The following is a 25,104-nucleotide window of genomic DNA, read 5'->3' on the forward strand; positions in this document are numbered from 1 at the left end:
GGAACGGGCCATGCCCGTGACGCTTCGCGGGCATGGCGCGCTCCCACAGGTACCTGAGCCGAATGGCCGCGCACTCCCCTCGGTCATCGCACAGGGTATTTCGTCGAAGATCACGAACCTCGACTGGAGTTCGTATGCCTATGGCTCGACGGTGACAAAACAGAAACGGTCATCCGGCAATTGATCGTGGGAACGGGCCATGCCCGTGATACTTCGCGCGCATGGCGCGCTCCCACTGGCACCTGAGCCGAACGGCCGCGCACTCCCCTCGGTCATCGCACAGGGTATTTCGTCGAAGATCACGAACCTAGACTGGAGTTCGTATGCCATGGCTCGACGGTGACAAAACAGAAACGGTCATCCAGCGATTGATCGTGGGAACGGGCCATGCCCGTGACGCTTCGCGCGCATGGCCCGCTCCCACAGGTACCTGAGCCGAATGGCCGCGCACTCCCCTCGGTCATCGCACAGGGCATCTCGTCGAAGATCGCGAACCTCGACTGGAGTCCGTATGCCCATGGCTCGACGGTGACAAAACAGAAACGGTCATCCGGACACTGATCGTGGGAACGGGCCATGCCCGTGACGCTTCGCGCGCATGGCCCGCTCCCACAAGCAATACACCAATGTCCGTTTCCCGCTCTGCGGCCACTGCACTTGAGATTGCATCGAAAAGTCGGAAATAGGCTCCAGGCTCGAAATGCACGCATAAAAAACGGAGCCCTGAGGCTCCGTTTTCTACAGCAGCGCTTACTGCGCCAGTTTCTTGTGCCGTACCCGGTGTGGCTGGGCAGCGGCGTCGCCGAGGCGCTTCTTGCGGTCGGCTTCGTACTCGGTGTAGTTGCCCTCGAAGAACAGCACGCCATCGTCCTCGTAGGAGAGGATGTGGGTCGCCACGCGGTCCAGGAACCAGCGATCGTGAGAAATCACGATGGCGGCGCCAGGGAAGTCCAGCAGTGCGTCTTCCAGCGAACGCAGGGTTTCCACGTCGAGGTCGTTGGACGGTTCGTCGAGCAGCAGGACGTTGGCGCCCTCCTTCAGGGTCAGGGCCAGGTGCAGGCGGCCACGCTCACCACCGGAGAGGTCCTTGACGAACTTCTGCTGGTCAGCGCCCTTGAAGTTGAAACGCCCCACGTAACCACGGGACGGCACCTCGTAGTTGCCGATCTTGATCTGATCCAGGCCATCGGAAACCGCTTCCCAGACCGACTTGCTGCCGTCCAGGTCGTCGCGGCTCTGGTCCACGCAGGCCAGTTGCACGGTGTCGCCGATCTCGATGCTGCCGGAGTCCGGAGTCTCCTTGCCCATCAGCATGCGGAACAGGGTCGACTTACCGGCACCGTTACCGCCGATCACGCCGACGATGGCGCCCTTGGGTACGCTGAACGACAGGTCCTCGACCAGCACGCGGTCGCCGTAGCCCTTGGTGACGTTCTTGAATTCGATGACCTTGTCACCCAGGCGCGGCCCGGCCGGGATGTAGATTTCGTTGGTCTCGGCGCGTTTCTGGAATTCCTGGGACTGCATTTCCTCGAAGCGCTGCAGACGAGCCTTGGATTTCGACTGGCGGGCCTTGGCGCCTTTGCGCACCCACTCCAGCTCTTCCTTCATGGCCTTCTCGTGGGCCGACTGCTGCTTGGACTCCTGGGCCAGACGGGACGATTTCGCCTCCAGCCAGCCGGAGTAGTTGCCTTCGTACGGGATGCCCGCACCGCGGTCGAGTTCGAGAATCCAGCCGGCGACGTTGTCGAGGAAGTAACGGTCGTGGGTAATGGCGACCACGGTACCCGGGAAGTCGTGGAGGAAACGCTCCAGCCAGGCCACGGAGTCGGCGTCCAGGTGGTTGGTCGGTTCGTCCAGCAGCAGCATGTCGGGGGCCGACAGCAGCAGGCGGCACAGGGCCACACGGCGCTTCTCACCACCGGACAGGTGCTCGATCCTGGCGTCCCAGGCCGGCAGACGCAGGGCATCGGCAGCGACTTCCAGTTGACGCTCCAGGTTGTGGCCATCGCTGGCCTGCAGGATGGCCTCCAGCTTGGCCTGTTCGGCGGCCAGCTTGTCGAAGTCGGCATCCGGCTCGGCGTAGGCGGCGTACACCTCATCGAGGCGCGCCTGGGCGTCCTTGATGCCGCTCACGGCTTCTTCCACCGCTTCACGCACGGTCTTGTTCGGGTCGAGCTGCGGCTCCTGCGGCAGGTAGCCGACATTGATATCCGGCATCGGACGGGCTTCGCCGTCGAACTCGGTGTCTACCCCGGCCATGATGCGCAGCAGGGTCGACTTACCCGCACCGTTCAGGCCGAGCACGCCGATCTTGGCACCCGGGAAGAACGACAGGGAAATGTTCTTGAGGATCTCGCGCTTCGGCGGCACGACCTTGCTCAGCCGATGCATGGTGTAGACGTATTGAGCCAAAATTCAGACCTCACTAATAAATGGCAACGATGGCGCGCACCCTATGCGAAGACGATGCGTCACGCAAACGGAGAAATGTCGCGCAGGGCCACCAAGCCCGGCAGCCCGCACGCTGGAACGGCAAGACTAGCCTATGCCATTCGACAGCGTCGGGGCACGCCACAGGGAGCGTTGGTGCGCGGGCGCAGCAGCATCTATAAAGGAAGAGATCATTCGAGAAGCTGCGGCGAACCCACGTAGCGGCATTTTCGGCGATCTTGCAGCAGCGAGAAAGGGCCAGTTGACACACGACACTCGTCGCCTGGGCTGGCACTTCGCCACAATTGTGGCATGCTAGCCGCCCTGGGAAGCGGACGCCCCTGTTCAACACCTTTTTCGCAGCATTACCTGCCTTCCCGACCCGCCGTCGCAGGACCTCATCACGTGTCAGCGCCCAAGACCACGCGCCCCCACCGCGACCCTCCGCTCGTGCCCATGCGCCGCTCGTTCAAAGGCGCACTGGTGGTACTGGTGCTTGGGCTTCTGGTCCTGCTGCTCTGGCAATTGCAGCTCGAATTCCGCCAGTTGAAGGAAAACCAGCGCGACCTCAGCCTGGCGGTGAGCGAGCAGTTGGCCAAGCAGTTGAGCCTGAGCATGGGCTCCATGGCCAATGCCGGCCAAGCGGTACTCAATGCCACCAGCGATCCCGAAGAAGCCGTCGATCAGCACGATCACTACCTGGACAACCTGCGCGCGGTCTTCCCCTCCCTACAAAGCATCGCCCACCTGGACGCCACCGGCAGGCTGCTGCACGACAGCGCACCGCAGAGCAGCGACCAGCGGCGGCTGATCGAAATGGCCAGGCGCACTGCCAACCAGCGCTACCACTACGCTTCCGATGCCGAGGGCGAAGGACGCATCTACCTGCTGCTGCAAGCCCCCACGGACGACGGCTACTGGGCGCTGCGCCTGAGTGCCGACACCCTGGAAGGCTGGATGCAGAACAGCCAGCAGGGCGATTTTCCCTGGTTGCTGGAAGATGTCTCGAGTGAGCGGGTGATCGCCGACTCGCGGGGCGTGAGCCCACAAGAACGCAACTATCCAATGGTCACCGCCGCCCATCAGGCGCAGACCATCCTCCTGCAGGGCCTGCCCGGCTCCGACTGGCAACTGCGCGCATTGCTCGACGAGCGTCAGGTGCAGGCCCAGGTGTTGCCGGAAATGGCCGGCAAGTTCCTGCTGTTCACCCTTTGCAGCCTGCTGACGCTGTTCGCCCTCTATCGCCTGGTGCGTGAGCAAAGCAATCTGCACGCGCTCAACGCAGCGTCGGGTCGCTCCCTGCACCAGGCTGCCAGTGCCCTGGGCGTTATCGAAGAACGGGTACTGGTGACCGATAGTGGCGGCCGCCTGACTTACCTCAACCCGCAGGCCGAAGCGCTGTTCGGGCTGACCAACCGGCATGCTCGCGAATGGCACCTGCTGGAACTGCTGCCGCGCCTCGACCCATTGCTGCTGCACGCCACGGCATTTCACAGCGACCTAGGCCCGGACCTGGTGGAGATCCGCCAGGACGGCGACGTGCGCCTGTTCACCATCACCCGCAGCGATCTGGGCGATGAAGCGCGCCACCTGGGCTTCGTCTGGGTGCTGCGCGACGTCACCGAAGAGCAGCAGGCCACCCGTGTGCTGCAGGAAACCAGGCGCCGCTATCAGGACATCTTCGACGGCACCGGCACGGCGCTCTGCGTACTCGACCTCGCCGGGCTCTACCACTTCCTGCGTGAAGAAGGGCTGAGCAGCGGCGCCCAGCTACAGCCCTGGCTCAAAAATCACCCGCAGCGCCACGGCGAACTGCTGCGCCACATGCGCTTCACCGAAACCAACCAGGTCGCCCTGCGCCTGCTCGGTGTCAGTACACCGGAGCAGGCCTGGGAACACCTGATCAACCGTGGCGACGTCAACCCGGATGGCTTCCGTGCCCAGCTCAGTGCCGCCCTGCTCGACGGCGGCGGCCATCTCGAGCTGGAAAGCCATATCGAGGGCGCCAACGGCATCATTCGTCACCTGTGGCTGGTGATGCGCCTGCCGGAAAGCCCCCAGGACCTGCACGCCGTGGCCCTGAGCATCAGCGACATCACCAGCCGCAAGCGCATGGAACTGTCGCTGGTCGAGCGCGAACGCTTCTGGTCGGAAGTGGTGCGCGCGGTGCCGGACACCCTCTACGTCAACGACATCCCGTCGCGTACCGTGCTGTTCAGCAACCATGACATCGGCAGCAAGCTGGGCTACGACCCCGCCTTCGTCAAAGCCCAGGGCGACGGCTTCTGGAAACACATCGTCCACCCCGACGACAGTGACTTCTACGGCCGCGTGCGCAACCTGCAAAGCGTGCTGAGCAACGGCGTACTGCTCGAGTCGCAGATCCGCGCCCGTCACCGCGACGGCTCATGGCGCTGGCTGAGCATTACCGAGCAGGCACTCTCGCGAGACGCCAATGGCTGGGTCAGCCGCCTGATCGGCGTGGCCAAGGACATCACCGAGCAGATCGCCCGCAACGAATCGCTGCGCGACAACGAACAGCGCTACCGCATGCTGGCGGAAAGCATCAGCGACGTGATCTTCTCCACCGACAGCCAGCTGACCCTCAACTACATCAGCCCATCGGTGCAGACGGTGCTCGGCTATCCACCGCAGTGGGTGCAGCAGCATGGTTTCGAAGGCCTGGCCACCAACCCGCAGCAACTCGGCGGCATCTACGCCCTGCTCGAACGCATTCGCTCCGCCCTCGGTACCCCTCAGCACCTGCAGGAGCTGCGGCAGACCCTGACACCCCAGCTGTTCGTCTTCGACTGCCTGCGCGCCGATGGCCGCAAGATCCCTGTCGAGCTGCGCCTGGTGCCCATGTGGGATGACAACGGGCACTTCGAAGGCCTGCTCGGCGTGGGCCGCGACATCGCCCAGCAGCGCCGCGCCGAGAAAGACCTGCGCATGGCGGCCACGGTATTCGAACACTCCACCGCGGCGATTCTGGTCACCGACCCGGCGGGCTACATCGTGCAGGTCAACAACGCCTTCAGCCGGGTCAGCGGCTACAGCTCCGAGCAGGTGCTCGACCAACTGCCGGGCATGCTCACCGCCGACAGCCAGCAGAGCAAGCACCTGCAGTACGTGCTCGCTCAGCTCAACCAGCGCGGGACCTGGGAAGGCGAGATCTGGCTGAAGCGCCGCAACGGCGAGAACTTCCCGGCCTGGGTGGGCATCACCGCGGTCCATGATGAAGAAGGCGACCTGGTCAGCTACGTGTGCTTCTTCAGCGACATCAGCGAGCGCAAGGCCAGCGAACAGCGTATCCACCGCCTGGCCTACTATGACGCCCTGACCCAGTTGCCCAACCGCACCCTGTTCCAGGATCGCCTGCACACCGCCCTGCAACATGCCGAACGGCATCGTGAATGGGTGGTGCTGATGTTCCTCGACCTCGACCGTTTCAAGCCGATCAACGACTCCCTGGGCCACGCCGCCGGCGACCGCATGCTCAAGGACGTGGCGGTTCGCCTGGCCGCCTGCGTGGGCGAAGACGACACCGTGGCGCGCATGGGCGGTGACGAGTTCACCCTGCTGCTGCAATCCAACAGCACCCGCCAGGGTGCACTGCACCGGGCCATCCACGTCGCCGAACAGATCCTCGCCAGCCTGGCCCGAGCCTTCGTGCTGGAAGGCCGCGAGTTCTTCGTCACCGCCAGTATCGGCATCGCGCTCAGCCCGCAGGATGGCAACGAGCTGAGCCAACTGATGAAGAACGCCGACACCGCGATGTACCACGCCAAGGAGCGCGGCAAGAACAACTTCCAGTTCTACCAGGCGGACATGAACGCCAGCGCCCTGGAGCGTCTGGAGCTCGAAGGCGACCTGCGCCACGCGCTGGAACAGGGCGAATTCCTGCTCCACTACCAGCCGCAGTTCTCCGGCAACGGCAAACGCCTGACCGGCGTCGAAGCCTTGCTGCGCTGGCAGCATCCCAAGCGCGGCCTGGTCGCCCCGGACGCCTTCATCCCGGTTCTGGAAGAGCTCGGCCTGGTGGTGCAGGTCGGCGACTGGGTGCTGGCCGAAGCCTGCCGCCAGATGAACATCTGGCACCACAACAAGATCCGCGTACCGAAAGTCTCGGTGAACCTCTCCGCCCGGCAGTTCAGCGACGGCCATCTGCACCAGCGCATCGCCCGGACGCTCAGCGCCTGCAACATCCCGGCCGCCTGCCTGGAGCTGGAACTGACCGAGAGCATCCTCATGCAGGACGTGGGCGCGGCGATGCAGACCCTCAAGGACCTGAAGAACCTCGGCCTGTGCATCGCCATCGACGACTTCGGTACCGGCTACTCATCGCTCAACTACCTCAAGCAGTTCCCCATCGACGTGCTGAAGATCGACCGCAGCTTCGTCGACGGCCTGCCCCAGGGCGAACAGGACGGGCAGATCGCCCGCGCCATCATCGCCATGGCCCACAGCCTGAACATGACGGTGATCGCCGAAGGCGTGGAGACCCAGGAGCAGCTCGACTTCCTGCGCAACCACGAGTGCGACGAAGTGCAGGGCTACCTGCTCGGCCGGCCGATGCCTGCCCACCAGTTCGAGGCGCAGTTCTGCGGGCGCAGCCTGTTCATGCTCGAGTGAGCCGCGCAAAGCGTGGCGTGGCCGGCGAGTGAGCGCCGCTTGTCCTGGCCATGATCACGCTTCATATGCCTGGCCAGCTCGGATGCGTTAGAATCCGCACCCTATTTCATCCGCCCAGCTGACTTTCAGGGGATTGCCATGTTCAGCCGTGATTTGACCATTGCCAAGTACGACGCCGAGCTCTTCGAAGCCATGCAGCAAGAAGCTCTGCGCCAGGAAGAGCACATCGAGCTGATCGCCTCGGAAAACTACACCAGCCCGGCAGTCATGGAAGCCCAGGGCTCGGTGCTGACCAACAAGTACGCCGAAGGCTACCCGGGCAAGCGCTACTACGGTGGTTGCGAGTACGTCGACGTGGTCGAGCAACTGGCCATCGACCGCGCCAAGGAACTGTTCGGCGCCGATTACGCCAACGTCCAGCCGCACGCCGGCTCCCAGGCCAACGCCGCCGTCTACCTGGCACTGCTGAGCGCCGGTGACACCATCCTCGGCATGAGCCTGGCCCACGGCGGTCACCTGACCCACGGCGCCAGCGTTTCCTCGTCGGGCAAGCTGTACAACGCCGTGCAGTACGGCATCGACGGCAACGGCCTGATCGACTACGACGAAGTCGAGCGTCTGGCCGTCGAGCACAAGCCGAAGATGATCGTCGCCGGCTTCTCCGCCTACTCCCAGGTTCTGGACTTCCCGCGCTTCCGCGCCATCGCCGACAAGGTAGGTGCCTACCTGTTCGTCGACATGGCCCACGTGGCCGGCCTGGTCGCTGCTGGCGTGTACCCGAACCCGGTGCCGTTCGCCGACGTGGTGACCACCACCACCCACAAGACCCTGCGCGGCCCGCGTGGCGGCCTGATCCTCGCCAAGGCCAACGCCGACATCGAGAAGAAGCTCAACTCCGCGGTATTCCCGGGCGCCCAGGGCGGCCCGCTGGAGCACGTCATCGCTGCCAAGGCGATCTGCTTCAAGGAAGCGCTGCAGCCTGAGTTCAAGACCTACCAGCAGCAGGTCGTGAAGAACGCCCAGGCCATGGCCGGCGTGTTCATCGAGCGTGGCTTCGACGTCGTTTCCGGCGGCACCGAAAACCACCTGTTCCTACTCTCGCTGATCAAGCAGGAAATCTCCGGCAAGGACGCTGACGCCGCACTGGGCAAAGCCTTCATCACCGTCAACAAGAACTCGGTGCCGAACGACCCACGCTCCCCGTTCGTGACCTCCGGCCTGCGCTTCGGCACCCCGGCAGTCACCACTCGCGGCTTCAAGGAAGCCGAGTGCAAGGAACTGGCTGGCTGGATCTGCGACATCCTGGCCGACCTGAACAACGAAGCGGTGATCGACGCCGTTCGCGAGAAGGTCAAAGCCATCTGCGCCAAACTGCCGGTTTACGGCAAGTAAGCGGCAGCGCTGCAAACGAAGGAGCCCGGCCGATGCCGGGCTTTTTCATGCCGGTGAAAAACAAGAGCCCCAGGATGCCTGCCACCTCACCGCCGAAAGCACACGCCACACACGAAGAAGCCGCGCAGTGCGCGGCTTCTTCGGTGGCGACCTGCTCGGGCTCCCGAGCAGGCTGACGGGGCACTCATGCCCCAGGCGTGATCAACGCGATGCAGCGGCCGGTGCGGCAGTAGCGGTGGCCGTGCACGGCGCGCTGGCACCGAGGCCGGCGGTCATGCTTTCGACGTTGTTGAGCACGTCATTACCCTGGTTGACCTTCTGCGCCTTCTCGGCAGCCTGCATGCGCTGAGCGTAGGTGGTCGAGTCACCCTGGAAGCTCTGCTGGGTTTCCAGCACGGAGTTGGCGATGCTCAGCAGGCTGCGGCCAGTGGAGATCAGGTTGTCGGAGGTGCTCGGCGTGCACGGTGCGCCGCCACCGGCCACCTGCGAGCTGTGCAGGCCCTGGCTTTGCGTGTTCTGCGGCAGGCACCCAGCAAGGGTAACCAGCATCGGTGCGACGAGCAGAGCTCCTAGCGTTCCTTTGATGCTCATGTGACTTTCTTCCTCGATGACCTGCCTGCGACACAGTGTCGAAGCGATGCCCGGGATTTTAGGAAGGGTATAGTGGCGGCGAAATAGTACGGGTGTGCTAGAGGCACTTTGTCCCCTTATTGTTGTCTTGCGCCTGCGATTGCCCGCGGCCTATGGTGTGCGAGTATCCGAATCAAATAGCTCGTAGGAAACTTACATGTCCGTGACCGCGCCCCGTGCGTACGACGCCGAGCGTGCTCAGGCGGTGGTGCGTCTGATCATCTCGCCAATCGCCATCAGTTATGCGCTGGCCCTCTACCAGTTTTCCATGATCGAGGCGGAGGTGGCCTGGAATATCTTCCTCTACGAAGTGACTTACTGTGCCGCCGCGCTGGCGCTCTGGCTCGACATCCGCCGCCGCCCCGGCAACCGGCCGGTACGGCGAGTGCTGACCATGATCATCGACTACACCACCATCACGCTGGTCATTACCGCAGGTGGCGCGGCCATGCTGCCGATCTATGCCGTCCTGCTCTGGGTGACCGTCGGCTACGGCCTGCGTTACCAGTCGGGCTACCTGCTGCTGGCGACCATCATGGCCACGCTCTCGCTGCTAATCATCGCGAGCACTTCGGCCTACTGGCAGTCGCAGCCTTATCTGATCTTCACCCTGCTGCTCACCACCCTGATGGTGCCAGCCTACATACACACCCTGCTCAAGCGCTCGCGCCGCGCCGCTGAGGCCGAGCAGGCCGCCAACCTGGCCAAGTCGCAGTTTCTGGCACAGGCCAGCCACGACCTGCGCCAGCCCATCCACTCCATCAGCCTGTTTACCGCGTGTTTGCGCGACAGCAGCTTGGGCACCGAACAGCAGCGCCTGGTGGAGAACATCGACAAATCGCTGCACAGCGTCTCGCGCCTGTTCCGCTCGATTCTCGACATGTATTCGCTGGACAGCGGCAAGGTGGATCCGCAGATGGAAACCCTGCCGCTGCACACTCTGCTGCAGCAATTGATCCAGCAGAATACCGAAGCGGCTCGCTGGGCCGGGGTCGATATTCGCCTGCACTGCCCGCCAGTCTACGTGCGTACCGATCATGCCCTGCTCACCACCATGCTGCAGAACCTGCTCTCCAACGCCTTGAAGTACGCCCCCGGGCAACCCGTCCTGATCGGCTGCCGGCGCACAAGCGCGGGCCTGTCCATCGAGCTGTACGACAAAGGTCGCGGCATCGCCGAAGCGCATCTCGAGAACATCTTCGAAGAGTTCTACCGCGTGCGTCAGGCGCGCGACAGCGATGTCGACGGAATGGGGCTGGGGCTGACCATCGTCAGGCGGCTGGGCACGCTGATGGATCTGCGCATTCGCATTCGCTCGGTAGAGGGCCGGGGCACCCTGGCGGCAATCGACGGCCTGCAGACGGTAGCGGCACCGCTCGAACGCATCGCCACGGCACGGAGCAACAGCCTGGCGCCGCGCATGCTGGATGGGCTGCGGGTGTGCCTCATCGAGGATGATCAGAACGTACTATTGGCCACCGCCACCCTGCTGACGAAGTGGGGCTGTGACGTCGCTACCTTCACGTCGCTACCCGACGTGTCGACGGACTTCGATCTGGTGGTCACCGACTTCGATCTCGGCCGTGAAGCCTCCGGGGCTGACTGCATCAACCATGTGCGCGCAGTCAGCGGCCGCAACGTACCGGCCATCATCATGACCGGCCACGACGTGCGCCGCGTGCACGAGCAACTGGGCGACGAGAACATTCCGATCCTGTCCAAGCCCGTGCAGCCCGCCGAACTGCGCTCGCTGCTGGTGGCGCTGAAACTCGGATCGCAAGCAGCCTGACGATGAGCGCAACCCAGCCTGCGCCGCCTTGGCGGCGGCAACCGGGCGGGTAGCGACGCCCATCGAGTGCCCGGCGCGAAAGGTACCGTGCGTGTTCACTGCTGTATTGCGCCTGTAAATAAATGCCCGCGGACCATGGTGTGCGGGTACCAGAACCACATGGCTTCTAGAGAACTCCCATGTTCGCGACCGGCTCTCCCACATACGATACAGAGCGTGCGCAGGCGGCGGTGCGCTTGATCATCACGCCTATCGCCATCGGTTACACACTGGTGCTTTTCCAGCAATCCATAATCGGGGAAGCGCTGGCCTGGAAGATCTTCCCACTCGAAGCGGTGTTCTGTGTCGCCGCCCTGACGCTCTGGTTCGATATCTGTCGCCGCCCCGGCAACCGACCAGTGCGACGAGTGCTGACCATGCTCATCGACTACTGCGCCATCACGCTGGCCATTGCCACGGGTGGCGCGCTCATGCTGCCGATCTACGCAGCGCTACTCTGGATAACCGTCGGCTATGGGTTGCGTTACAGGTCGGGCTACCTGCTGCTGGCGACCATCATGGCGACACTCTCGCTGCTAATCATCGCGAGCACTTCGGCCTACTGGCAGTCGCAACCTTATCTGATCATCACCCTGCTGCTCACCACCCTGATGGTGCCCGCTTACATACACACGCTGCTCAAGCGCTCGCGCCTGGCAACGGAAGCCGAGCAGGCCGCCAACCTGGCCAAGTCGCAGTTCCTGGCACAGGCCAGCCACGACCTGCGCCAGCCCATCCATTCCATCAGCCTGTTTACCGCGTGTTTGCGCGACAGCCGCTTGGGCGCCGAACAACAGCGGCTGGTGGAGAACATCGACAAATCGCTGCACAGCGTTGCCCGCCTGTTCCGCTCGATTCTCGACATCTACTCGCTGGACAGCGGCAAGGTGGTTGCCCAGATGGAGGTTCTGCCACTGCACAAGTTGCTGCAGCACCTGGTCCAGCAGAACACCGAGGCCGCTCGTTGGGCCGGGGTCGATATTCGCCTGCACTGCCCGCCCCTATACGTGCGCGCCGATCATGGCCTGCTGACCACCATGCTGCAGAACCTGCTCTCCAACGCGCTGAAGTACGCCCCTGGGCAACCGGTGCTGATCGCCTGCCGACGCAAAGGCACGGGCCTGTCGATCGAGCTCTACGACAAGGGCCGAGGCATCGCCGAAGCGCACCTCGATAACATCTTCGAAGAGTTCTACCGGGTGCGTCAGGCCCGCGACAGCGATGTCGAAGGCATGGGCCTGGGGCTGACCATCGTCAGGCGGCTGGCTACGCTGATGGACCTGCGCATCCGTATCCGCTCCGTGGAGGGCCGCGGCACCCTCGCAGCCATCGACGGCCTGCAACGGGTAGCGGCCCCGGTCGAACGCACCTCTCCGGCAACGGGCGTCAGCCAGGCACCGCGTATGCTGGATGGGCTGCGGGTGTGCCTGATCGAGGATGATCAGAACGTGCTGCTGGCCACCGCCACCCTGCTGAAGAAGTGGGGCTGCGAAGTCGCGACCTTCACCTCGCTACCGAACGTGTCGCCGGACTTCGATCTGGTGGTCACCGACTTCGACCTTGGCCGCGAGGCCTCCGGGGCCGACTGCATCGCCCACGTGCGCGCCCTCAGCGGGCGCAACGTACCGGCGATCATCATGACCGGCCACGACGTGCGCCGCGTTCAGGAACAATTGGGCGACGACGATATCCCGATCCTCTCCAAACCGGTACAGCCCGCCGAGCTGCGCTCGCTGCTGGTGGCGCTGAAGCTCAAAACGCAGGCTGCCTGACGATCAGCGCAGCCCGGCCTGTGCGGCCTTGGCGGCTGCCGCTGCACGACTGCTGACATCCATCGTGCGCAGCAACGACGAGACATGAATGCGCACGGTGAAGGGTGAGATGTCCAGCTCGCGGGCGATCTCCTTGTTCGACAGGCCGCGCACCACCAGCCGCAACACGTCCTGCTGACGCGGCGTCAGTTGCTCCAGCAGTTGCCTGCCCTCGGTAAAGGCCGGCACCCCGGCGGGGCCCAGGCTGAGCACGAAATCTCCCGCGCACACCGCCAGCAGCCCATCGGCAATTTCATCGGGCGGTGTCGCCTTGCCAATGAAACCATCGGCCCCCGCAGCCATCACCTCGTCGATCAGCTCGCGGTTGTCGACCATCGACACGATCACGATGGAGCTGCGCTGAAAGCGCTGGCGTAACGCGCCAATGGCTTGCGGCGACTGCCCCGGGAACAGCAGATCGAGCATGAACAGGCTAGGCGGCGCGCCGGCAGTTGCCAGGTCGAGCACCTCGTCCATGTCACCGGCTTCGAGAATGCAGGCATGGGGAAAAACGCGTTGCGCGATACGGCTAAGGCCTTCGCGAAAGACCGGGTGATCATCGGCCACGATGATGCGGTCTTGCGGGGAACGATCGATCATAAGGATATTTTCATCATGAGCTGAGACTACGGTCATATCCATGGAGGCGCCACGATCTGGTTCTCAGTCTGCGCCGGATTGGGCTGGCCTATCGCTCCCTGCAGATGCCAGCCAAGCGACATAGACCCCCGGATGCTTTGAAAAGATCCTGAGCGGGGGCAGATTTGGCAATAAAGCACTCATGAGCCAGCGCAATTTGCTCGGAAATGAGACGAGCGTCTGGCAAAGAGCAGCTCTGGGACACGCCAGAAGGGCCATCTGCAAAAGCCGAGAGAGATATTCAGGGTTCTCAGCAAAGAGAAAAATCTGTTCACGCACCTCGTGAACGGACCAAACCAATGGACGCTCCCGCCTAAACCGCAGTGAAAGGGGAATAGCGCATCAGTGGTCCAGCACGAGCCTTTCCTGCATGGCAGCCGCCCTCTGAACCTTATCGTGACCAAGCTGAAGAGAAAGTACGGCAGGCCATCGCGATCTTGAGGCAACAGCACGGACCTCACCGAACGCCGCGCTAATTACGCCAAACGTGGACAGTATGTGGACACCCAACCCGGAGAAGCCGCTCGTTTCTCACCAATCAGAAACGCAAAAGCCGCGCAGTGCGCGGCTTTGAAGGTGGTAGGCCCACACGGACTCGAACCGTGGACCAGAGGATTATGAGTTGCCTAGAAACGCTGCAAGCCTAGTGAAATCGTGCGTAGGCTAACGTAGGTACAGTTAGCTGGAGGTAGCGTGATTACTGTTGTTGAGCGTAATTTGGTGAAAACCAAAGAAGCTAACCCCTGTACTGCTAGTGTACCATTTTTGTATCGCTGAACAATGCAAAGCGGTCTGAGCTACTAAATAGCTACCTAGCAATGCATTGAACTAACAATCAAACTAGATTCTCGTAACTCCAATTATGATTGGTATAGGGCATTTGCTTTTCGTTGACTTTATAAAAAATCTTGAACTTTGAACCGATAGGGCTGTTTTTTATATTTACGCAGCATCCTTTTATTTTACTACCCTCTGCAAATGGCTGCCCTGCGGTTACGCAAACATCTGTTTTGCCATTGCCTTTGTCAATTATCTCTACAATTACCGTGGGATAAGTGCAATACTTATCCTTAGCTGGGCTTACGTCAGGAATGTAGCTCAATACGGCCGGGGTACGCATAAGCTCTAAGCTTTTGAAACAGCGCATCAAACTTAACTTTGAGAAAAGTGGCAAGTTATCCGAAAGCGCTGCTGGGTCTTTTCTAGTAATTACTCCGTAAACCACCTTCAGTCTTTGAGAGTCAATTGGCTCGCAATATTCTTGGACGTTATTGCTACCAATTCTCTCCGAAATTAGCTTTTTCAAAGCACTTCGGCATGTATCTTCAAGTATGAGAAGCTCCGCCGAATTAGTGCCTTGGTTGAAAAGGTGGCTAAGTTGTGATGATCTTGTAGAGATTTTTATATGGTAAAGACTTGCAATTTTATCCCCTGTCGTCGCACTTGCGGAAACAGAATATAAGTCGCATGGCTCTATTTGGCTTGACCCCGCAGGGCTCATATCTGTTTGATCCAAACAGATGAATTTGCTTACGGCTTGAGCGACAGAGGTATTGTAACTTTCCTCACTATAGTGATTAATTCCATTTAGCATTACGTCGTGATTGTAATCTATGAGTTCGGTATTTTCACATTTTGCATCTAGGTAAGTCTTAAGCTCTTGTATATATCCAGCATCAAAGCGGTACCATCCCCCTTCGCAGATATGAAATACCTTATCCGGGTCTGCTACATCGAGTAGGAGGCAGTTGTAGATGCTATAAGCCCTGCTTATATTTCCATCGGCATCACATAGTGCAATGCTGAATGACTTAAGCTTTTCAATCGTCAACGAGCTCAGATCGTAATCGTCTCCTAAATATTCATAGAATGCTTCAAGTGAAACGTCTGCGTATACGCTAGCAATACCTCCGCGACCTTGGAAAAGGCAGCAGGTATTATCTCTATAGTCCACGATGTCTGGTATAGATAGAGATAAGTCATCATTTTTTTCGATAAAATTTTGAAGAAGCTTGGCGTCAAGTTCTTGGACAATATCTGGATCTTTTTCTGGTCTGATTTTTCCCACATTTGGAAATGATACTAAGTACTCTTCGCTGGAATACAGGTTGAGTAGGGTTTCGCAAATATTTTGTAGGTCTTCTAGTTTGACTTTCAGGCCTACTTTAAGGCTGGCTGATCCAGTAGCATTTTTGAAGAGCTCTGAGAATTCAGGTCTTACAGCTCCAGTGATACTTCTGATTATTTCCGTGTTGCTGTCAAAGTCTAAAAAAGTAAGATCAGTTGCTGCCGGAACCTGAGTTCTTTTTCGGCGAGAAGCACCTGGATCCATAATGTCGGCACTTTTAAGCTTTTGAGGGTCAAGACTGTTCAGTGTTACTCTAAGGCCGAAGTCGTATTCGTAACAGTTGTCTTTTAAATTGTGAAATACATGCCCGAAAGATAAAGCGAAAAAATTATTTTGAACGGGTATAAATACCAAAGCCCCTTTGCTTGCTTGAAGTAGTGGTTGCTGTATTTCAAAGTAACCTTTCCACCAAGGTTCTTTGGGAGGGGTATCTAAAATAAATATACTAGAACCCTCTGGTAGCAAGTCTGACGTAATCGCGTCGCTTAGATGGTTTTCTTCTTTGAGGGAGTTTGATGCGTCAAAATTTGGCTTGAGTAAAAATATTGAGAATGGCCTGGTTCTAGTGCTCATGTCTGCTTCCCTTCTAGCTTATGGTGGTGGCATCTTTATGCGCTAAATCGGATGTTGAGATTGGCAATAAATTTTCTTGTGAATATTTTGTGTGATGCTGATGGTCGATGTTCTCGGGGGGTCTTTATTTCGGTAAAGACTGAGCGATGGATGGAATTATTTAGGAACGCGTACCTCAGGGAGGTCTCCCAGCGCTATCTCTCAAAGACTTTGCATCGTCCGACACTTCGGAAACCCAGAGCATCCCCAAAACTTCTGTCCCGCTTTCGCCCCTGATTTCACGGTGCGGATCAGTAACGCGCTGCCACATTTCGGGCACGGCCGCTCGGCTTTCGGGTCGCTACGGCGCTTGAGGTTTTGCACGTGATCGCGGTGAGTGGCGAGCGTCGGCGCGCGGCGGCCGGTTTGTAGGGCGTGCAGCATGGCGTCGACCTCAGTCTCGCTGAAGACCGCCTGTTGGAATGACTTGATATAGCGGATAAAACCAATGCCCTGGGTCACGTTGGCCGGCACTTCGGTTTTGAAGGTGCTACCACCGACGAAGGTGATGACCGAGTGCAGGTGCTCGGGATTAACACCAAGGGTGGCTTCCAGGGCTTTGAGGTGCTTGTAGTTCTGGCGTAGCGGGTTCTGGAATTTGAAGGTGCGTTTGTAGAGCTTCTGCGTCCACTGCGGCTGCCTTTCGCTGCCGAAGATCCAACCGCTCATGTTCTTCGTTTCCAGCACGAAGATGCCGTATGGCGAGAGAAATACGTGGTCGATCTGCGTGGTGCCGTCGGGCGTATTCAGGGTGACGTTGTGCAGGCGGCGGTAGGTGCGCTCATCGAGTTGCCGGTGCGCGAAGAAGCGCACCAGCAGCTCGCCGATATGGCCCTTGGCCCAAGGCGACTTGAGCAGCGCGATCAGAAATACGGCTGGGAAAAACCAGATCAGCATGCCCAAGACCTGGGCAATGACAGGGGTGAAGTCCATTTCTCGACCTTTCGGAGAATCCTGCGTTAGCCGGATAGTACCGAAATTTAGCGTAATGGCACGATAATATTAAAGGCTAGCTAGTTCGGTCCGTGACGATCTGATAGCGAGTGCTACGGCCACCGCCAGGCAAGCGAACAATACATCCCTTTTCCAGTAGATCGCTCAAATGCCGTGTTGCGGTAGCTTTGGATACCTTGGCAACAGCCCGGTACTGAGCTGCGCTGATACCGTCCTCAAAGCCACGCTCACCAACATCGAGCAGCCGATTAAGCACCTTGATCTGTTCTGCAGACAGAGCCTGGCCACGATGCGTCTGCCAGAACCGAGCTTTGGCCAGCACTCTGTCGATACGTGCCAAGGCCTGCTCCAGACTTTTCAGCAGCGTGGTCAGGAACCAGTGCAGCCAATCGGTGATATCCAGGCCGCCTTTCTGACTGGCCTCGAGGATGCGGTAATAGCCGGCGCGATCATCAAGAATGCTCGCTGACATGGCGTAGAAGCGGATGGCCTGCCGCTCGCTTTGTGCCAAGGCCATATCGGTGATCGCTCGTGTGAGCCTGCCGTTACCATCATCGAACGGGTGCAAGGTGACGAACCAGAAATGGGCAATGCCGGCTCGGAGCAATGGATCTAGGGCTGCATCGTTGCGACTGCTCTCGAACCAAGCCAGGAAGTCCATCAGCTGCTGATCTAGACCTTCCCGTGGCGGTGCTTCGAAATGAACAGTTGGTCGATCAAGCCGACCAGAAACGACTTGCATCGGCTCCTGACCACGCAGTTCACCAATGTGCAGAGGTCGAGCCGATAGACCCTCATCGACAGGAAACAGCCAGCGATGCCAGTTGAGAAGGCGCGGCAGATCCAACGATGACTGACATCCCTGTGTGGCATCGATCAACAGCTCTGCCAACCCTTCCGAACGGGGTGTCGTGCGACCATCCTCACTCAAACCCAAGCGCCTTGCCAGGGAGGAGCGCACCGACCCTACGTTCAGTTGCTCGCCTTCGATTGCGGACGACGTGACGATATTTTGCAGCATGGCATCCAGGCTGCTCTGAACCGCTGTATCACTTCCTACTGCACCCAACATGCCCAGCAGACGCCCCTGTGCATGAACGCAGGTGCGCAGCAATGGAGCGAGTTGTTCAGCCTGCCAGGTGAAGTGAGGCCACTCGGGCTGCTGCCAGATCCAAAAAGGGGCGTTCATGTGCATTACTCGCCTGTGAGTCGATTAGCAAATCTATTCGGCTCATCATATGAGCTGATAATGCAGGCCATTCGGCCCATTGTCTAATCATCAAGCCATGCTGTTTGGCTTGATGAGCGCGCTTGGTCAGGGTTCTTGGCCCATTCATCGACATTGCTTGGGGCGACGTTGAAGCTGACATACCAGGCTCAGGAAAGGGCTGGAGGTAGGTCGTTTGCAGCTTCTTCACCAATGACCTTGCTGTCGCCGATCTGATAGCCATTGGTGTAGCAGAAACCCGATTTGGCGGCGTCGTACGCAGTTTGTCCTTTCTCTGTGAGCTGGTAGCCACCAGCGTTCTCGGCAATGAAGCCGATATCTACGACTTCGTGATGTGACTGTTTGTGCTGGCTTTGGGCTGTGGGATCGGGAGCGTCTTGAAAAGAACCGAGGTAGCGCACCCCTTCCCACTAATACGCTCTGAAAGCACTTTCGATATGACTGTACTGAATTCGTACCTTTGGCCTATAGGACTGGTCTAGCTGTTTTTCGACCAGGCATGAAAAAGCCGCGCAGTGCGCGGCTTTGAAGGTGGTGGGCCCACACGGACTCGAACCGTGGACCAAAGGATTATGAGGCATCAAAAGCTGTGTGTCTGGCTGTCTCCTTGTGTATCCCGTTAAAGTCCTCATATTGGAATTACACTGTTTTCAAAGGGTTCGTGTTTCCCCTTGAGTCTGTTCATAGCTGAGCATGACCTTCGAAACGGTGACCAAAATGGTGACCAAGGAAACGAGCAAGATGAAGGACGTAGCGGTTAAAGCGGCAGCTAGAAAGCACCTTACAGACATTGGGCTCAAAGCCCTCAAAGCCGGTGAAACAGCGACAGATCCCCTCCCAGGTCGAAGCAGTGGTGCAATCCTGTTTAAGTGCAGGGCCTCTGGTGTCGTCGAGGCCTACTACCGTCGTCGCGACAGCGGCAAAGATCAGTTGATCAAGCTTGGCGTCTTCAAGAAAACACCAAAGAGTCCAGGGCTCAGCCTTTCCGAACTACGCGAGCAAGCAGCCTATTATTCGAAGGTTGCTGCCGAGCATGGTGATATCAAGGCTTATCTGGCCAGGTGCGATTTAGAAAAAACAGAGCAAGAAGCAGAGTTGCAGCGACAACGTAATGATTTGCAGCGGCTTGCTGCGCTGGAGGCGTCGAAAGGCTCTCTGAGCGAGCTTTTTCGAGACTACATCGAAGATCGTAAACGCGATGGTCGATCAGAGGCACAGATCAAGGAGTTCGAGCGCGTTTTGGCCAATGAACTGGAAGGCATGAAAACCGGTTCAGACGGAACTCCACTCAACATCATGGCGATGAAAGCAAAAGACGTCAGGCCTGACCACGTGAAACTGCTGCTACGTCCCATCTGGGAGCGAGGAGCTACTCGTCAAGCAGGAAAGGTTCGCTCGTTTCTGGTAGCGGCGCTCAATTTCGGCCTGCGCGCTGAACACCATATTGATAGAAGCAGCCAGAAAAGCTACGGCCTGGAGATCAACCCTGCCGACCCGGTGGTAGTGCCTAACACCTCACAGCCGGGCAAACGTGCGCTGAGCGATGCCGAGCTAAAGCAGCTATGGGAGACGATCACTGAGGTGAGATCAATCGGACCTATCATGGCCAGAGCTTTTCGATTTGCGGTCGCCATTGCTGGTCAAAGGCCAGGCCAATTCATCAGGGAGCCTTGGGCGAGTTACAACCTGAAAAGCGGCTATGTGAAGATCATCGATAGTAAAGGCCGCGGCGGGATCAAGCGCGCTCACTACGTTCCACTTTCTGAGAGAGCGCTGGGGATTCTAAACGAAGTACGAGCCATGCAGCCTGAGGGCGCACTATATCCGTGGAGCGTGGACGGGAAAACGCCAATCCATTCTGCGAGCTTATCGCACGCGGCCAAGGAATGGCTCGATTCGGCTCATGCCAAGCTAGGTGACGAGAAAATCGAGAAATTCACTCCTCGGGATATCCGGCGTACCTGCACGCAATTCATGCAGCGAAATGGCATCAAGGATTTCGACAGCGATGCACTGCAGTCTCACGGTCAAACAGGCGTCGTAGGTAAACACTACCGAAACAACGCCGAAGCCAAGCTTCCTGAAATGCGCAGAACGATGAAGGCTTTTGATGAGGCGTTGGAGAAAATGCTCAGCGGATCGGAGAATAAAAACAGTATTGACAGTTAACTGATAATGTATAAGCATACAGTATCTGTTGTAATCCGGGGCTGCAGATGCAACACCACCGCACTGTTGTCTACTTACAGTATTGCGGCTGGATATGGACTGAGTAGAGCAACGCCATGAAGGCCTCTCCCGTGAGGCATTGAAAATGTTCTTCACTTTTTTAGCATTACTTGTATCTTCGCGTACCTCTTTCTTGGAGATGCGCCATGGATGAGATGATTCTTCTCGATTTTGAAATGGTCAGCCGCAAAGTTGGCCTAAGCAGAAAGACGATCTACTGCCGTATTAGGGAGGGCCGCTTTCCTAGACAGTTGAAAATTGGCCGAGCCAGCCGATGGCTGAGGCACGAAATCGACGACTGGATAGACGCGGTTGCAGCGGCGAGATGAGTTAGAAGGCCGGTCGAATGACTGGCCTTTTTCATTTGGACTATAGGATTTTCAGTCCTACATGCCTTGCATGACGCCACCTTGTCTTAGCCAATGGATCGCTACGGACTCTGCATCGAGCGAGAGTAGGGGCAGCCCATACTACAAGATTCTGGATTAGCGTTCATTTACAGCAAATCAACTACTATTCCTAACACTATAATTTATTGCATAAATATTAGGATCTGCTCGTGGCTATTCAATCGGCAGGAACCGGCCAGAAGCCTTCGATTGCGCCACGGGAACTAGTGGCGCCAAGATGAATGGCATGTCCCACAAACGACAGATGCAGGTAGATAAGCAAGTCTTAGGTGTTTTCATCAGCATTGATGACTTTCTTGCGATTCAACATCCAGGGCAATGCAGGCTGGCTGCGTATTTTCTTATAGCGATTCTTTGTGAATTGGTAGGTCACGAGCTTTTTGAAGTGGCGGCTTCCTTTCACTAGGTCATAGGTGATAAGAAAATACATAAGGACTCTCCGCGTCGGCCCAAGAGCCCAAAATTCGCTCGAGGGCTTCTGCAACGTATTCTAAAGTGCTATAGCCAATGAAGGCCTGGAAGGCTACCTGCCTAGCCTTGCTTCGCAACTTCATTAATATCGGTATGGGCGCGTTTCCACTCCCATTCCACGAACGTCAGAGCGTCCTTGCCAGAGTATATTGAGTGTTTTCGGGCCTGTGATGGATCACGGCACGCGGGAATTGCGCTGGCAGCGGCGCACGCTTGGGCTAGCTGCGCGTCTCAGCCGGGACGGTCGGTGGATTTGCCGCCTTCAGCTCGGCCTTGATGACAGCGATGTCGGTGTCGATCAGGTCTTCCAGCAAACTGCCTTGGGCCGGGCTCAACTACTCGCTGCGCTTGGCGAACTTGTGCCGCTTAAGCAGCACAATCTCGTGAGTCAGCTGTTCGTTGACTGTTTCGATGCGCTGGATCTTCTGGCCTAGCGTATCGACTTGCAACACCAACTGCGCGGCCAGTGCGCGCAGTTGGTCAAGTGTCAGGAGGTCGAGGCTAGGCGAGGGAGTCATGCCGCGATTGTGTCAGAGCAGGCAATCAGCGGCGACGCATTGATGGGCTAACGGCAGGTGCTACAGCACTGTGATCGGGCCGCCTGAGCCCACACGTTGCCAGGGTAGACCCAGCACTAAAGCCTGAAGTTGCTGGGCGTCCAGCACCACTTCGGCTCCATGTCGAAGACCAGTCCAGCAGAAACGCCTCTGGTGCAATCGCCGGGCAGCGGGCCAGATCCCGATACCGTCGTGCACCAGTATCTTCATCCGGTTGGCACGTCGGTTGGCGAACAGATAAGCACAGTGCGGCTTCGCTGCACCGAATACCACCATCACACGGGCCAACGCGGTGTCAGTGCCGGTACGCATGTCCATTGATTCGGTGGCGAGCCAGATGCTGTCGATGCGGATCATCGCATTAGCCTACGTACGAAATGGGCGCAGCCTTCAGGGTCGGAGGTTAGCCACTTTACCGTGAGCGTTTGCTGCCCCAAGCGATAGTTCGATGATCACCGATGCCTCGGGCTGGCGCGTCGGCTCAGTGTTTAGCGGAATGAAGGCAGGCAATGTTGTAGGTTGATCGCGGTAAAGCGGTAGCCATTTACGGACGACGTTGGCGTTGATGCCGTGGCTCAAGTCGAAACTGGTCACCGAGGCGCCTGGCTGGATGCACTCCTAGACGACCTGGGCCTTGAAGGGCTTGGGGTAAGAGTTTCGCTTGGGCATGAGGATCCGTTTTTAAGGGTTAAAAATGGTGTTCACTTAAATAGTGTGGACACAATCGTCCTTAATGCAAGGATCAGCTAGGTGCCTTCGCAGAACGCTTAAGTTGGAGCGCCCAGCACCTGCCCTTGATCCAATGATAGGGTAGACAATATACCTCCTGTGGGATTATTAGAGTGGCGCCTGGCTTTCTTAACTGGATGCTAATCTGTTGTCGGTTATGCTTGGCGCGCCCGTGCTTCCCGAAGTAGAAAGCCGATCCGGGCCTCCCCTGCTGCCAAATTCTCAGCATGCAGGGCTTCGCGAACCTGCCTGGCCGTTCTCAATGTCCCGTCCGGATTTTGCAAACATACTCTAATTTCGTCATCCGTTGCGGCTTCCCGGGCCTGCCCGCCCAGGGCCTGCCTGAGAAAAAAATGGATCCGCCTATTCTGTGCTCCCAATTCATCAGCATGCAGAGCGCGGAGGACATCCTTCTCATTTCTCAATGTCCCATCCGGGTTTCGCAAACGCGCTTTAATTTCCTCGTCTGATGCGCTTAACCCGGCTCGCTTCCCCCCCGCGTCCCGCAAGATAGAACTAACACGAGGATAGTGCGCCGTTCGTCCGAGGGCATTAAGTTCGTCGCAAACCTCTCGATGGGTTTTCATGTTCCCACTAGGATCTCTTATTAGCGCCTTTATCTCATCGTCCGTTGGCCGCACACGTTCTTGCGAGCCAGTTGCACCCAAGCGGGTAGATCCAGGGTAGGGCCCATTAAGTGCATTCCGAGTAGCTTGGGTTCGAATAGGCCCAGAGCCACTGGCCGCTAATCTTTCTGCTGCCGAGCCCGAATGAGAAAAGGCTATGGTTTTCGTGCTGCCTGATGCACCTGAAGGTAGAGGAGCAGAATAATTCTGCGGGTTGTTCTGACGAACCATTGCCTCAGTTAGTTGGCTGTGTGAATAGCGTGCAGCCAAATGAGTGGACGCCAGCACCTGGCTGGGATCGGTATTGGGCGACGAATTTTCGCGGCTGACGACAGCAGGAAGCCCGGAAAGATGGATGGATTCAGTCCTGCTGAAGGCCGGCATATGGAGGTCAATACCGATAATATCGTATTGATCTTGCTCGTTTAAGCGTGCGCGGATGGTCAGGTTGGCTACCGCTCCATCTGATTGAGTTACCTGCTGCCCAAAGTTGGCGTCCGCTCCATGATTCGACTGCATGCGCAGCTCGTTGTCACTGATGCCATTTCTGGCTAGCAGTGCCAGGAGTTGGTGGCGGCTGTTAGGTTGGGTCTCAACTTGATCTAACGCTAGCAGGGCATTACGGCTCAACAGAGCAGCCGATAAAGTACCGCAATGGCTAGGTGGGTTGTTCTGCACCACCATGGCATCAGCCACTTCGGCCGCAGAATCGGGTGCTGCAAGGTGAGTGGGCGTTAATGGCGGAGAAGCACTGTCGCGCGCGGCGACGGCTGGAGGGCCTGATAGATAAATAGACTCAGTACTACCGAAGGCTGGCATGTGCAGGTCAATACAGACAATATCGTATTGAGCCTGCTCGTTTAAGCGAGTGCGGATGGTCAAGTTTGCCGCCTCTCCGCCAGGTACTGCCACACTCTGCCCATAGTGAACGTCCGCTCCCTGATGCGTCTGCATGTGCAGCGTGTTGTCAGCGATGCAGTTTCTGGCTAGCAAAGCAAGAAGTTGCTGCCGGCCATTTGGCTGGTTCTCAATCTGGCTTAAAGCACGCTGAACATTTGGGCTCATCAGAGCAGGTGATAACGCCCCAGGGTGGAGATGTTGAGACTGTGAAATAGGCAACATGATCGGCTTGTCGGCCTCGTTTTGTAAGCTGCGGAACAGAGCGAAGTGACCTGATACAAGGGGATTCATTGATTTCAAAACCTACTCTGCTGATGAGCAAGGCCGACATGAAGAGCCTAACTGAACAGTTAGTGGCAAGAGTGACAAAAGGGTTCCACTCTGGCGTGGGCTAACCAACAGAGTGGTTCACTCTGGTCTGTCCCGTAGCCAGTGACAGCTAGTAGAACTACTGCTCCAATTTCGCCGATCAAACTCCCTCTGACCGAGATAGCCCAACGTCAAGTGGCGAGGGCGGTGATTGTAAAAGCGGATGTAGTCGAACAGGTCGGTTTTCGCCTCTTGGTAGCTGGCGTAGCGCGTCAGGTACACCCGCTCGGCTTTCAGTGAACGGAAAAAGCTCTCCATTGCCGCATTGTCCCAACAGTTTCCCCGGCGCGAATGACTGGGCACGATGCTATGCCGTCGCAACAAGGCCTGGTAGTCATAGCCGCAATATTGGCTGCCGCGATCCGAGTGCAGCAGCACCTGTGCCTGTGGTATGCGGCGTGCAACAGCCATCTCCAGTACTGCGTGTACAAGGGCCTGCTGCATGCCGGTCGTGCATTGCCCTGCCGACGACGGCGCGCGAATAGAGATCGAGCACAACCGCCAGGTACAGCCAGCCCTGCGCAGT

The 25,104-nt window shown here is 58.3% G+C and carries 18 protein-coding genes and 1 pseudogene; 8 read left to right on the forward strand and 11 right to left on the reverse strand.

The genetic code is table 11. The annotated features are described in order from the left end of the window. Positions 1–184, forward strand: a 184-nt coding sequence (locus ACT9T4_RS25185; RefSeq protein WP_499119558.1) for a hypothetical protein, incomplete at its 5' end; no start/stop codon positions are given. 566 nt (positions 185–750) lie between these two features. Here ACT9T4_RS25185 and ettA read toward each other — a convergent pair. Continuing rightward, the gene (gene ettA, locus ACT9T4_RS25190) at positions 751–2,415 is read right to left on the reverse strand and encodes an energy-dependent translational throttle protein EttA (RefSeq protein WP_042554753.1); all 1,665 of its coding nucleotides are present in this window, start codon (positions 2,413–2,415) and stop codon (positions 751–753) included. Positions 2,416–2,838: 423 nt separating this feature from the next. Here ettA and ACT9T4_RS25195 point away from each other — a divergent pair, with 423 nt between their 5' ends. Continuing rightward, entirely contained in the window at positions 2,839–7,065 is a 4,227-nt protein-coding gene (locus ACT9T4_RS25195; protein WP_499119560.1) for a sensor domain-containing protein, read from the forward strand. A gap of 138 nt (positions 7,066–7,203) precedes the next feature. Beyond that, positions 7,204–8,457 (forward strand): serine hydroxymethyltransferase, encoded by a 1,254-nt coding sequence (gene glyA / locus ACT9T4_RS25200; protein ID WP_042554751.1) that lies wholly within the window; start codon positions 7,204–7,206, stop codon positions 8,455–8,457. 201 nt (positions 8,458–8,658) lie between these two features. Here glyA and ACT9T4_RS25205 read toward each other — a convergent pair whose 3' ends face one another. Continuing rightward, complete coding sequence (locus ACT9T4_RS25205) at positions 8,659–9,048, reverse strand: hypothetical protein (RefSeq protein ID WP_042554750.1); 390 nt, start codon at positions 9,046–9,048, stop codon at positions 8,659–8,661. Between the two features lie 196 nt (positions 9,049–9,244). Here ACT9T4_RS25205 and ACT9T4_RS25210 point away from each other — a divergent pair, with 196 nt between their 5' ends. Then, a complete protein-coding gene (locus ACT9T4_RS25210) occupies positions 9,245–10,876 on the forward strand; it encodes a hybrid sensor histidine kinase/response regulator (protein ID WP_499119563.1) in 1,632 nt (543 codons plus the stop codon). Positions 10,877–11,055: 179 nt separating this feature from the next. Beyond that, the gene (locus ACT9T4_RS25215; RefSeq protein ID WP_499119565.1) at positions 11,056–12,687 is read left to right on the forward strand and encodes a hybrid sensor histidine kinase/response regulator; all 1,632 of its coding nucleotides are present in this window, start codon (positions 11,056–11,058) and stop codon (positions 12,685–12,687) included. A 3-nt stretch (positions 12,688–12,690) separates the two neighbouring features. On the opposite strand, the gene ACT9T4_RS25220 is transcribed toward ACT9T4_RS25215, so the two are convergent. From ACT9T4_RS25220 to ACT9T4_RS25240, 5 genes are all read right to left on the reverse strand, one after another. After that, positions 12,691–13,326 (reverse strand): LuxR C-terminal-related transcriptional regulator, encoded by a 636-nt coding sequence (locus ACT9T4_RS25220; protein ID WP_042554747.1) that lies wholly within the window; start codon positions 13,324–13,326, stop codon positions 12,691–12,693. A gap of 874 nt (positions 13,327–14,200) precedes the next feature. Further along, positions 14,201–16,066: a DUF6119 family protein gene (locus tag ACT9T4_RS25225; RefSeq protein WP_499119567.1), complete on the reverse strand. Its 1,866-nt coding sequence runs from the start codon at positions 16,064–16,066 to the stop codon at positions 14,201–14,203. A 201-nt stretch (positions 16,067–16,267) separates the two neighbouring features. Next, a complete protein-coding gene (locus ACT9T4_RS25230) occupies positions 16,268–17,038 on the reverse strand; it encodes a nuclease-related domain-containing protein (protein ID WP_499119569.1) in 771 nt (256 codons plus the stop codon). Positions 17,039–17,114: 76 nt separating this feature from the next. Continuing rightward, entirely contained in the window at positions 17,115–18,248 is a 1,134-nt protein-coding gene (locus ACT9T4_RS25235) for a Fic family protein (RefSeq protein ID WP_499119571.1), read from the reverse strand. 188 nt (positions 18,249–18,436) lie between these two features. Beyond that, on the reverse strand, positions 18,437–18,688 hold the full coding sequence (locus ACT9T4_RS25240) for a hypothetical protein (RefSeq protein WP_499119573.1): 252 nt from the start codon (positions 18,686–18,688) through the stop codon (positions 18,437–18,439). A 292-nt stretch (positions 18,689–18,980) separates the two neighbouring features. Between ACT9T4_RS25240 and ACT9T4_RS25245 the strand changes: the two genes are divergently transcribed. The 3 genes from ACT9T4_RS25245 (at position 18,981) to ACT9T4_RS25255 (ending at position 21,332) form a co-directional block, all read left to right on the forward strand. Beyond that, positions 18,981–20,456 carry a site-specific integrase gene (locus ACT9T4_RS25245; protein ID WP_499119575.1) on the forward strand — a complete coding sequence of 492 codons (1,476 nt, stop codon included), beginning with the start codon at positions 18,981–18,983 and terminating at the stop codon, positions 20,454–20,456. Between the two features lie 206 nt (positions 20,457–20,662). Continuing rightward, the gene (locus tag ACT9T4_RS25250; RefSeq protein ID WP_499119577.1) at positions 20,663–20,845 is read left to right on the forward strand and encodes a helix-turn-helix transcriptional regulator; all 183 of its coding nucleotides are present in this window, start codon (positions 20,663–20,665) and stop codon (positions 20,843–20,845) included. Positions 20,846–21,152: 307 nt separating this feature from the next. After that, positions 21,153–21,332, forward strand: coding sequence for a hypothetical protein (locus ACT9T4_RS25255; protein WP_499119579.1), 180 nt, complete (start codon positions 21,153–21,155; stop codon positions 21,330–21,332). Positions 21,333–21,546: 214 nt separating this feature from the next. Here ACT9T4_RS25255 and ACT9T4_RS25260 read toward each other — a convergent pair. The 4 genes and pseudogenes from ACT9T4_RS25260 to ACT9T4_RS25275 all read right to left on the reverse strand — a co-directional run. Further along, positions 21,547–21,915: pseudogene (locus ACT9T4_RS25260) on the reverse strand (transposase domain-containing protein); the annotation flags it as partial. 60 nt (positions 21,916–21,975) lie between these two features. Further along, on the reverse strand, positions 21,976–22,311 hold the full coding sequence (gene tnpB, locus ACT9T4_RS25265; RefSeq protein WP_499119580.1) for an IS66 family insertion sequence element accessory protein TnpB: 336 nt from the start codon (positions 22,309–22,311) through the stop codon (positions 21,976–21,978). Positions 22,312–22,838: 527 nt separating this feature from the next. After that, positions 22,839–24,500, reverse strand: a complete 1,662-nt coding sequence (locus ACT9T4_RS25270; protein ID WP_499119582.1) for a hypothetical protein — start codon at positions 24,498–24,500, stop codon at positions 22,839–22,841. Between the two features lie 117 nt (positions 24,501–24,617). After that, positions 24,618–25,104 (reverse strand): DDE-type integrase/transposase/recombinase (locus tag ACT9T4_RS25275; protein ID WP_499119584.1); only part of this gene is annotated, 487 nt, incomplete at its 5' end.

The organism is Pseudomonas sp. SZ40, assembly GCF_052958135.1.

Bases quoted from the DNA above. Each gene is read 5' to 3' on its own strand.
- ACT9T4_RS25215 (WP_499119565.1), top strand. From the start codon at position 11,056: ATGTTCGCGACCGGCTCTCCCACATACGATACAGAGCGTGCGCAGGCG.
- tnpB (WP_499119580.1), bottom strand. From the start codon at position 22,311: ATGATCCGCATCGACAGCATCTGGCTCGCCACCGAATCAATGGACATG.
- ACT9T4_RS25230 (WP_499119569.1), bottom strand. From the start codon at position 17,038: ATGGACTTCACCCCTGTCATTGCCCAGGTCTTGGGCATGCTGATCTGG.
- ACT9T4_RS25270 (WP_499119582.1), bottom strand. From the start codon at position 24,500: ATGAATCCCCTTGTATCAGGTCACTTCGCTCTGTTCCGCAGCTTACAA.
- ACT9T4_RS25235 (WP_499119571.1), bottom strand. From the start codon at position 18,248: ATGAACGCCCCTTTTTGGATCTGGCAGCAGCCCGAGTGGCCTCACTTC.
- ACT9T4_RS25210 (WP_499119563.1), top strand. From the start codon at position 9,245: ATGTCCGTGACCGCGCCCCGTGCGTACGACGCCGAGCGTGCTCAGGCG.
- ACT9T4_RS25245 (WP_499119575.1), top strand. From the start codon at position 18,981: ATGACCTTCGAAACGGTGACCAAAATGGTGACCAAGGAAACGAGCAAG.
- ACT9T4_RS25225 (WP_499119567.1), bottom strand. From the start codon at position 16,066: ATGAGCACTAGAACCAGGCCATTCTCAATATTTTTACTCAAGCCAAAT.
- ACT9T4_RS25205 (WP_042554750.1), bottom strand. From the start codon at position 9,048: ATGAGCATCAAAGGAACGCTAGGAGCTCTGCTCGTCGCACCGATGCTG.
- ACT9T4_RS25250 (WP_499119577.1), top strand. From the start codon at position 20,663: ATGGATGAGATGATTCTTCTCGATTTTGAAATGGTCAGCCGCAAAGTT.
- glyA (WP_042554751.1), top strand. From the start codon at position 7,204: ATGTTCAGCCGTGATTTGACCATTGCCAAGTACGACGCCGAGCTCTTC.
- ACT9T4_RS25255 (WP_499119579.1), top strand. From the start codon at position 21,153: ATGTCCCACAAACGACAGATGCAGGTAGATAAGCAAGTCTTAGGTGTT.
- ACT9T4_RS25220 (WP_042554747.1), bottom strand. From the start codon at position 13,326: ATGATCGATCGTTCCCCGCAAGACCGCATCATCGTGGCCGATGATCAC.